This window comes from Arthrobacter ipis (assembly GCF_014694315.1).
GTDB lineage: Bacteria > Actinomycetota > Actinomycetes > Actinomycetales > Micrococcaceae > Arthrobacter > Arthrobacter ipis.
On the sequence record NZ_JAAOXD010000003.1, the window covers coordinates 949,931 to 959,730 of the forward strand.

At 67.0% G+C, this 9,800-nt stretch carries 9 protein-coding genes and 1 pseudogene; 6 read left to right on the forward strand and 4 right to left on the reverse strand.

Annotated elements, in window-relative coordinates:
- Positions 1–28: 28 nt before the first annotated feature.
- Genes G9E11_RS11375 through G9E11_RS11385 form a run of 3 tightly spaced genes read right to left on the reverse strand, consistent with a single transcriptional unit; the run spans position 29 to position 2,092 of the window.
- Positions 29–652: a LysE family transporter gene (locus G9E11_RS11375; protein WP_190605627.1), complete on the reverse strand. Its 624-nt coding sequence runs from the start codon at positions 650–652 to the stop codon at positions 29–31.
- Positions 653–712: 60 nt separating this feature from the next.
- Positions 713–1,525 (reverse strand): methyltransferase domain-containing protein, encoded by an 813-nt coding sequence (locus G9E11_RS11380; RefSeq protein WP_190605629.1) that lies wholly within the window; start codon positions 1,523–1,525, stop codon positions 713–715.
- Between the two features lie 51 nt (positions 1,526–1,576).
- Positions 1,577–2,092 carry a MarR family winged helix-turn-helix transcriptional regulator gene (locus G9E11_RS11385; protein ID WP_190605631.1) on the reverse strand — a complete coding sequence of 172 codons (516 nt, stop codon included), beginning with the start codon at positions 2,090–2,092 and terminating at the stop codon, positions 1,577–1,579.
- 160 nt (positions 2,093–2,252) lie between these two features.
- Between G9E11_RS11385 and G9E11_RS11390 the strand changes: the two genes are divergently transcribed.
- A complete protein-coding gene (locus G9E11_RS11390; RefSeq protein WP_190605633.1) occupies positions 2,253–4,448 on the forward strand; it encodes an MMPL family transporter in 2,196 nt (731 codons plus the stop codon).
- Here the strand turns inward: G9E11_RS11390 and G9E11_RS11395 are convergent.
- A pseudogene (locus G9E11_RS11395) lies at positions 4,445–5,181 on the reverse strand (NAD-dependent epimerase/dehydratase family protein); the annotation flags it as partial. The gene G9E11_RS11390 and the pseudogene G9E11_RS11395 overlap by 4 nt on opposite strands.
- A 27-nt stretch (positions 5,182–5,208) precedes the next feature.
- Between G9E11_RS11395 and G9E11_RS11400 the strand changes: the two are divergent.
- The 5 genes from G9E11_RS11400 (at position 5,209) to G9E11_RS11420 (ending at position 9,764) form a co-directional block, all read left to right on the forward strand.
- Positions 5,209–5,331, forward strand: a complete 123-nt coding sequence (locus G9E11_RS11400) for a hypothetical protein (RefSeq protein WP_311764350.1) — start codon at positions 5,209–5,211, stop codon at positions 5,329–5,331.
- A gap of 124 nt (positions 5,332–5,455) precedes the next feature.
- Complete coding sequence (locus G9E11_RS11405) at positions 5,456–5,842, forward strand: hypothetical protein (protein WP_190605635.1); 387 nt, start codon at positions 5,456–5,458, stop codon at positions 5,840–5,842.
- Between the two features lie 237 nt (positions 5,843–6,079).
- Positions 6,080–7,945, forward strand: coding sequence for a molecular chaperone DnaK (gene dnaK, locus G9E11_RS11410; protein ID WP_190605637.1), 1,866 nt, complete (start codon positions 6,080–6,082; stop codon positions 7,943–7,945).
- A 2-nt stretch (positions 7,946–7,947) separates the two neighbouring features.
- Positions 7,948–8,631, forward strand: coding sequence for a nucleotide exchange factor GrpE (locus G9E11_RS11415; protein WP_190605639.1), 684 nt, complete (start codon positions 7,948–7,950; stop codon positions 8,629–8,631).
- Positions 8,632–8,783: 152 nt separating this feature from the next.
- A complete protein-coding gene (locus G9E11_RS11420) occupies positions 8,784–9,764 on the forward strand; it encodes a DnaJ C-terminal domain-containing protein (protein WP_190605641.1) in 981 nt (326 codons plus the stop codon).
- The last annotated feature ends 36 nt before the right edge of the window (positions 9,765–9,800 follow it).

The following is a 9,800-nucleotide window of genomic DNA, read 5'->3' on the forward strand; positions in this document are numbered from 1 at the left end:
TCACAATTGCCATGGAGCCGGGCAGGGCTTAATGGATGAGCGCGAGCAGCACGCCCACCGCGACGAACAGGACGCCGAAAATCCTGTTGAGCAGGGTTTGGCCGTGGGGGTTGTGGGTAAACCGCTGAAAGGATTTTGCCGCCGCTGCGAAGAAGAACCACATGACGAGGACGTCGATGAGGACCACGGTTGCGGCAAGCACGGCGTACTGGGGCAGGAGCGGGCTGGCGGGCCGGATGAACTGCGGCATGAAGGCCAGGAAGAACACGATGGCCTTGGGGTTGAGCAGGTTGACCCACAGGCCCCGGCGGAACATGGACCAGGCGGGCTCGTTCCGGAGTGCGGCGACCTTCTCCTGGTCCAGGTCCGGTTTGCGCAGGAACTGCCTGATGCCGAGGTACACCAGGTACGCGGCCCCGGCGTAGCGGATGCCGTTGAAGGCCACGGGGGAGCCGGCAACCAGGACGCCGACGCCCAGGGCCACAACGATTACATGCAGAATTAGGGCGGCCTGCTGCCCGAGGATGCCCCAGATGGAGCGCTTGAACCCCGCCGTCAGCGAGTTGCTCATGGTGTTGATGGCGCCCGCGCCCGGAGTGAAGCTGATGAGGACGCCGGCGCCCGCAAGGGCCAGCCACAGGGAGAATTGCACCCGTCAAGTTTAGTCGGTCTGCGGTGTGGGTTGTTCCGCGCCGCGTGAGCCCGGGACTGCTTAGGCGCGGGCGATGACCTCGCCGTTGGGAATGAGGAACCAGCCGTCGTCGGTGGAGCCCCAGCGGTGCCAGCCGGCCGAGATGCGCGTGAGGTCCGCCTCCTGCGCGAAGCCGTACTCGAGGGCCTGCTCCGCGAAGGCCGAATGCAGCACGCGTTCGCCCCACACCCTGGCCTGCCAGCGGCGCTGCTGCCCGGTGGCGTAAAGCCAGTTGCTGCTGGTGGGCGCAACGTCCGTGAAGCCGGCGGCCTGGGCCCACGAGACCAGCCGGCGGCCGGCGTCGGGTTCGGCACCGTTCCGGCGCGCGATCCGCTGGTAAAGGTCCATCCACTCGTCGAGCTCGGGAATGGCGGGATACCAGCTCATGCCATGGAAATCCGCGTCGCGGACGGCAACGATGCCGCCGGGCCTTGCCACCCGCCGCATTTCCCGCAGCGCCTCCACCGGATCCGTCAGGTGCTGCAGGACCTGGTGGGCGTGGACCACATCGAAGGTGTCGTCCTCGAAGTCAAGGTCGTAGATGTTGCCCGCTACAAACTCCACGTTCTCCACGCCGCGGTCGGCCGCCAGCTCGCGGGCGTGGGTGATCACGTCGGGGGAGCGGTCCAGCCCTGTCACGCTTCCGGGTGCGACCAAAATCGCGAAGTCGCACGTGATGCTGCCGGGCCCGCACCCGACGTCGAGCGCTGTTACGCCCCGCGTGAGGTGCGGGATGACGAACGCGGCCGAATTCTCCGCCGTCCGCGAGGCGTGGGCCCGGACCACGGACTCGTGGTGGCCGTGAGTGTAGACATCTTCCGGCTGCGTGCTCATAGGGAAACGCTACTCCTTCTCCGCATTTCGGGCAGGTAGCAGGATGGGGCGTTATGGCGCGCCGGAGGCCTCCTGGCTGGCCTGGACCGTGGCTGCGATCATCGCGTCCATGAACCGGGCGGCCGTCTCCAATTCCTGCGCAGTGAACCCGGCCATGGCCCTGCCCATGTGACGGGCAAGGGGCAGGAACATGGCCGAGCCGTCGCGGTACGCCTTCTCCGTCATCCGGAGCTGCACCTGCCGCCGGTCCTGGCCCTCGCGGACGCGGACCAGATGTCCGGAGCCGCACAGCCGGTCAATCAGCGCGGTGGTGGCCGGGGAACTGAGGTTCAGCTCCTTCCGCAGGGTTCCAGGAGTTGCGACGTCGCCATTCGCTGCGTGCCGCATGATGGCGGCGAGGGCGTTGAGGTCCGTCCGGTGCATGTCGTTCCGGCCGCCCGCAGAGTCGACGTAGCGGTTGGCCTCCAGTGTGAACTCCTGAAGCAGCCGCACCAGGGGGTGCTGCGCGCCCGGCCCGGAGGGGGCCTGCCCTTCGGGCTGCCGCGGGGTGCCAGGTTTCTCGGCCACGCCCACCTCCTCTCCTCAATGTTGCCTTCCGGAGTTTACCGCCCGGGAGCCCGTGCGCCCCGGGAAAGTTTGCTTTATATCTCCATCGTAGAGATAGTTTATGATGGAACCAATGTCGACGACGGCCCCGGATGGCTGTCACGCCCAGGAGGTCTTCCCCATGAAGCCAGCCCGCACCCCGAGCATCCCGTTCTGGCTTCGGTGGCTCATTCCCGTAGTCCTCGTCGTCGGCTGGGTTGCCATTGCCGGGGTTGGCGGGCCCACGTTCGGCAGGCTCGATGAGGTCTCGTCCAATGACCCGGCATCCTTCCTTCCGGCCGGAGCGGAGGCCACCGAGGCCCGCGAGTGGCAGCAAAAGTTCCAGGACTCCGGCGAGGTGCCCGCCGTCGTCGTGATTGAAAGCGACAGTGCCCTCACCCCTGCCCAGCTGGCAGCGGCCGCCGGCCTGAAAACCAGGCTGGAGGACCTTCGGGTGGGCAGCACTGTGGTTGGCCCGGTGCCGTCGCAGGACCAGAAGGCAGTGCAGTACATCGTGTCCGTTGCGGCAGCGGAGCCGGCGGACGCCGTCGAAGAGTTGCGCAGCGCAATCCGCGCGGACGCGCCGGACGGGACGCAGACGTTCGTCACCGGTCCCGCCGGGCTCGCGGCCGACCTCACGGGGGCATTCGCCGGCATCGACGGCATCCTGCTGCTCGTGGCGCTGGCCGCGGTGTTTGTCATCCTGCTGGTTGTCTACCGGTCCCTGCTTCTGCCGTTCGCCGTGCTGCTGACCTCAGTGTTCGCGCTGTGTGCCGCCATCCTGCTCGTGTTCGGCATGGCGAAGGCAGGCTGGATCCAGCTCAATGGCCAGAGCCAGGGCATCCTCTCCATCCTGGTGATCGGCGCCGCCACCGACTATGCCCTGCTCTATGTGGCCCGGTTCCGTGAGGCACTCGAGCACACGGCCAACCGCACCGCCGCCGCGCTCACAGCCTGGCGGGCCTCCTTCGCGCCGATCCTGGCATCCGGGGCCACGGTAGCCATCGCCCTGCTGTGCCTGCTGTTTTCCGACCTCAACTCCAACAAGGCGCTCGGCCCGGTGGCGGCCGCGGGCATCGTCTGTTCCCTTTTCGCGGCGCTCACCCTGCTCCCGGCCTTCGCCGCACTCCTGGGGCGTGCCGCGTTCTGGCCGTTCCGGCCCAGACTGCTGCCCGAAGAGGCGCGTGAGCCGCAGCTGACCACCGGGCTGGAGGGCCAGCGGGGGCTCTGGCGTGCCACCGGAACGCTGGTGTCGCGGCGTCCCCGCACAGTGTGGGTGGCCTCTGTGCTCCTGCTCGTTGTGGCCTCGGCCGGGGTCCTGCAGCTGAAGGCCAACGGCGTGCCGCAGGCGGCCGTCATACTCAGCGCCTCCAACGCCGTCGACGGGCAAGATGCGCTGGGGCGGCATTTCGACGCCGGCAGCGGCAGCCCCGTGGTCATCGTGTCCAGCCAGGGGAACGCCGGCGAAGTGCTGGAGAAGGTCAAGGCCACCGACGGCGTGGGGGCCGCCTACCTGCTGGCCGAAGGCAGCGTGCCCATCACGGGAGCCCCGGGGGCGCCGGGAGTTCCCGGAGCGCCGGCCAACCCGGCAGTGCGCGACGGCAGGGTGCTCCTCAACGCCACCCTCGGCTCCGCCGCTGATTCCGACGCTGCGGAGAACACCGTGGCAGCGATGCGGGCCAGCGTGAAAAGCGTGGACCCCGATGCCCTCGTCGGCGGCGTGACCGCCACCGCCCTGGACACCAACACCACGGCCCAGCGTGACCTGGTCGCCATCATCCCCGTGGTCCTGGCGGTGATTCTGCTCATCCTCATGGTGCTGCTGCGGTCCGTCCTGGCGCCCGTCCTCCTCGTCGCCTCAGTGGTCCTTTCCTATGCGGCCGCCATGGGCGTTTCCGCCCTCGTGTTCAACAACATCCTGGGCTTTCCCGGAGCCGACGCGACAGTGCCGCTGTTCGGATTCGTGTTCCTCGTCGCTTTGGGCGTGGACTACAACATCTTCCTGATGAGCCGGGTCCGGGAGGAATCGCTGAAACACGGGACGCGTCCCGGGATCCTGCGCGGCCTCGGCGTGACCGGCGGCGTGATCACGTCGGCCGGGGTGGTTCTGGCCGCCACGTTTGCGGCCCTGGGCGTCATTCCCATCATGTTCCTCGTGCAGCTGGCCTTCATCGTGGCCTTCGGGGTGCTGCTGGACACCGTTCTTGTCCGCTCGCTCCTGGTCCCGGCCCTGGCCTACGACCTGGGCCGGCGCATCTGGTGGCCCGGCAAACTCAGCCGGAACGATGCTCAGGAAACAAGCACGGTGGAAAGCCCTGCGGAAGTTGCCGTCCGCTAGCCTCCCGCCGGCGTCCCCGCCGGGGCCCGTCCCGTGCCTGCGGTGAGCTCGGAACGCCACCATTCCACCGTCGTCTTGGCTGCCGCATGCAGGGAAGTCGGGTGAAGGCCCAGCTGCTCCTCGCTGGCCGCTGAATCCATCACGAACGGCCGCTGGAACTGGTAGAGCACCTCGCCGAGTTCCCGCATGTCAGCCGAGAAGAGCCCCAGGGTGCGCAGGACCCAGCCCGGCACCGCGCGGACCTTCGCGAGCGGCACGTCGGCGGCGGCTGCGAAGGTTTGCGCGATCTGGCGCTGTGTGAGCGGCGGGTTGGTGGGTGCGTGCAGCACCCGGTTCCACAGCTCTGGCTTCCCCGCGGCACCGATCATTGCCGCGGCCAGATCGGGAACGTAAGTGAAGGAGTGCGGCTGGTCCGCGCTTCCCACCATCTGCAGTGGGCGACGGGCGAGGACGGCGGGCACCATGCGCTCGCCCGCGTGTGCCATCCGGACGCGGGGCCGAAGAAGTCGCCGGCCACCACGGACACGGTGTCCGCGGCACTCTCATGCCGCGCACGCAGCAGCGCCGCACGGATTCCGCGTTTGCCGCCCTCCGCTTCCCGCGGGCTGTCTTCGGTCATCACCTCTTCCGGAGTGCTGTAGGAGTAAAGGCTTTCGGGAAAAACGACGACGGCGCCTGCCTCGCCTGCCGCCGCCATGACCGCCTGCTCGGCTGGCGGAAGCTCCCGTTCCCAGCGGATGGACCCGGTGGGCAAGTAATTATGAGAGCACTGCTCTCGAATAAGGATGCGGTGTTCGGACAGTATGGCGCCGGCACCTTTTCCGCGCCAGATGAACTGTTCGAGCACCACATAGCCGTACTGGCGGATCTCGCCGGGCTGTAGCTCCGTCCGTTGTCCCCGGCCGGAAGCGGCTGCTCCGGCCCCTGTTGCTGCCCGCGCCAGCTGAGTAGACTGCCACTGCGCCCGGACCAGGCGCGCCCAGTCCTTTCGAAGGAGTGATCAACCGATGACCGAAAACAGTGAGTCCGGCGCCGCGGGAAAGGCCCACACCGGTTCCAGGAATCCGGCGCTCGAGGGGGACAGCGGCCAGTACGTTGAGGGCGACTACGGTGATGCTGGGGTGGCGGGGGATAAGGCAGCCACCGAGCCCCAGGGCGAGTATCCGGTGGGCGATTACGGTGAGGCGGGTGCGGTCGGCGCCCCCGCCGAGCGGGACGAAGGCGAGTACCCGGAGGGTGACTATGGCCGCGCCGGCACCGTCGGCCAGGAGCTGCCCGGCGATGAAGAAGGCGAATATCCGGAGGGCGACTACGGTGCTGCCGGCACCACTCCCGAAAACGGTGCCGCGGAAGAACTGAAGAAGGACGACGGCCGCGCCTCCTCGGGAGGCTAGGCGCACGTTCACGCTGGGCGAAATCAGGCTGCCTCAGCTCATCAAACCCCCGGCTCTCCGCGGAATTCCGCCGCGTACCGGGGGTTTCCCGCGTCCGGAAGACTTTGGGTCGGAGCAAAGTTGAGCGTGTTGGACTCAAGTTTGGATTGACTTAAATTCCGTGCTGGGTAAAGTTGAGTGCAGACCGCTCAAGGATTGGGCGAGCCCAAAGTTTCCACGGAAAGAAGGAAGCAACACATGTCACGTGCAGTAGGTATCGACCTCGGAACCACCAACTCCGTCGTCTCCGTTCTCGAAGGTGGCGAGCCCACCGTTATTGCCAACGCCGAGGGTGGCCGCACCACGCCGTCGGTCGTTGCATTCTCCAAGTCCGGCGAGGTCCTGGTCGGCGAAATCGCCAAGCGCCAGGCCGTCAACAACATCGACCGCACCATCGCCTCCGTCAAGCGCCACATGGGCACCGACTGGTCCATCGCGATCGATGACAAGAAGTACACCGCGCAGGAAATCTCCGCCCGTGTCCTCATGAAGCTGAAGAACGACGCCGAGTCCTACCTCGGTGAAAAGGTCACCGACGCTGTGATCACCGTTCCGGCCTACTTCAACGACGCCGAGCGCCAGGCCACGAAGGAAGCCGGCGAGATCGCCGGCCTGAACGTCCTGCGCATCGTCAACGAGCCCACCGCGGCCGCCCTGGCCTACGGCCTGGACAAGGGCAAGGAAGACGAGCTCATCCTGGTCTTCGACCTCGGTGGCGGAACGTTCGACGTCTCCCTGCTGGAAGTCGGCAAGGACGAAGACGACTTCTCCACCATCCAGGTGCGCGCCACCGCCGGTGACAACCGCCTCGGCGGCGACGACTGGGACAACCGGGTCGTCGACTACCTGCTGAACCAGCTCAAGGTCAAGGGCATCGACCTGTCCAAGGACAAGATCGCCCTGCAGCGCCTCCGCGAAGCCTCCGAGCAGGCCAAGAAGGAACTCTCCTCCTCCACCAGCACCAACGTTTCGCTTCAGTACCTCTCCGTCACCCCGGACGGCCCGGTCCACCTGGACGAGCAGCTGACCCGCGCCAAGTTCCAGGACCTGACCAAGGACCTGCTCGAGCGCACCAAGAAGCCGTTCCACGACGTCATCAAGGAAGCCGGCATCAAGCTTTCTGACATCGATCACATCGTGCTCGTTGGCGGCTCCACCCGTATGCCCGCCGTCTCCGAGCTCGTCAAGGAACTGGCCGGCGGCAAGGAGCCCAACAAGGGCGTCAACCCGGACGAGGTTGTGGCCGTTGGCGCAGCCCTGCAGGCCGGCGTGCTGAAGGGTGAGCGCAAGGACGTTCTCCTGATCGATGTCACCCCGCTGTCCCTGGGCATCGAAACCAAGGGCGGTGTCATGACGCACCTGATCGAGCGCAACACCGCCATCCCCACCAAGCGGTCCGAGACCTTCACCACCGCTGACGACAACCAGCCGTCCGTGGCCATCCAGGTCTTCCAGGGCGAGCGTGAGTTCACCCGTGACAACAAGCCGCTGGGCACGTTCGAATTGACCGGCATCGCACCGGCCCCGCGCGGCGTTCCGCAGGTCGAGGTCACCTTCGACATTGACGCCAACGGCATCGTGCACGTCTCCGCGAAGGACAAGGGCACCGGCAAGGAACAGTCCATGACCATCACCGGCGGCACGGCTCTCTCCAAGGAAGACATCGACCGCATGGTCAAGGACGCCGAGGAGCACGCAGCAGAGGACAAGGCACGCCGCGAGGCCACCGACACCCGCAACACGGCCGAGCAGCTTGCCTACTCCGTGGACAAGCTGATCGCCGACAACAGCGACAAGCTGCCCGAAGAGGTCAAGACCGAGGTCCAGGCCGACGTCGACGCCCTCAAGAAGGCCCTCGAAGGCACCGACGACGCCGCCGTCAAGACCGCGTTTGAGAAGCTGCAGGCTTCCCAGACCAAGCTCGGCGAAGCGATCTACGCCCAGGCCGGATCCCCGGACGGCGCCACCGGCGCCGCAGGTGCCGAAGGTGCTTCCGCAGGCGAGAGCAACGCTGACGAGGACATCGTTGACGCCGAGATCGTCGACGAAGAAGAGAAGAAGTAACCATGCCGCATCACGGTAACGAAGAAGAGCACAACTCTTCCCGAGACCAGGGCAGCAACCGCGATGAGCCGGTCATCCGGGACCACCGCAAGGTGGACCCGGTTACCGGGGAGGCCCGGCACCCGGAGGGCGGCCAGTCCGCATCCGAAGCCGGCGCTTCGGCGGATTCCGACGGCGACGCCCTCGCCCAGGCTGAGGAAATCCTCAACCAGGTCGAGGTGCCCGCCGAGGAGTCCGTGGCGCAAGGGGTTTCGACAGGCTCAACCACCGGTGCCGAGGCGGCGGAGCTGAAGAACGATTTGCTCCGCCTGCAGGCAGAGTACGTCAACTACCGCAAGCGCGTTGAACGCGACCGCGCCGTGGCAGGGGAGATGGCCGTCATCGGCGTCCTGAACTCCCTGCTGCCGGTGCTGGACGACGTCGACGCCGCCCGCCAGCACGGTGACCTCGCGGACGGCCCGTTCGCCGCGATCGCCACCAAGCTGGAGAACGCGCTGAAGACGTACGGCCTGACCCGCATCGATGAGACCGGCGTGGAGTTCGATCCGACCATCCACGAGGCCCTCATCCAGCAGCCCGGCGATGACATCGAGGTTGACACCGTCAGCCAGGTGCTCCGCTCCGGCTACAAGTCAGGCGAGCGGGTCCTCCGCGCAGCACAGGTAATCGTCGCGGTCCCTGCCTGACGTTTGGTCACCTTCGGCGCTACGCCGGATAGGGGGCGGTGCCCTCCACACCGCCGCCCCCTATCCGGCCTCCGCGCCAGCGTGTTGCTCGCCTAAAGTGAGTGAACAAACATCTGCGCAGCGCACTCTGCACGATTTGAAAGGAAACGCCATTGGCTAGCCAGGACTGGGTGGACAAGGACTTCTATAAGATCCTTGGTGTTGCCAAGGACGCTTCCGACGCTGACATTAAGAAGGCTTACCGGAAGCTCGCGCGGCAGCACCACCCTGACACGAACTCCGGGGATACTGCTGCGGAGAAGAAGTTCAAGGACATTTCCGAGGCGTACTCCGTGCTGTCCGATCCTGATGAGCGGCAGCAGTATGACGCCATCCGCGCCATGGGCGGCGGCGCGCGCTTTGCCCCGCACGGCGCGGGCAGCACCGCGAACGGCGGCTTCGAGGACCTCTTCGGCGGCCTGTTCACCGGCGGCGGCGGCCGGCACTCCGGCGGGTTCAGCACCGCTGGTGGCATACCGCCCGAGTTCGCAGACCTGTTCGGCGGCGGCTTCGGGGGCGGCGGCCCGGCCGGTTACCAGCGCGCCCCGCAGAAGGGTGCCGACCGGACGGCGAGCACCAGCATCTCCTTCGCCGGGTCCATCCGCGGCACCACCGTCGGGCTGCGTGAACCGGACGGTGAGGTCATCGACGTCCGGGTGCCTGCGGGCATCAAGGACGGCCAGAAGGTGCGCGTCCGCGGCAAGGGCCAGTACGGCCCGGCGGGCAATGGCGACCTGCTGGTCACCGTCAACGTCAAGCCCCATGATTTTTACACCCGCGACGGCGACAACCTCCGGATCCACGTGCCCGTCAGCTTCCCAGAAGCTGCTTTGGGTGCCGACATCGAGGTTCCCACGATCGACGGGGAACACGTCCGGGTCCGCGTTCCCGCCGGCACTCCGTCGGGGCGCACGCTCCGGGTAAAGGGCCGCGGCGTAAAGACGTCCAAGGCTACCGGTGACCTGCTGGTGACCATCGACGTCGCCGTACCGAAAAACCTGAGCAAGGAAGCCGAGGAGGCCGTGAAAGCATTTGCGGCCGCCACCACCGGTGCGGACGTCCGCCAGGGCCTGGCAGCCAAGGCCCGGCTTTAGCGACGGGTGCCGGCCGTGGAAATCAACTTCGATCAG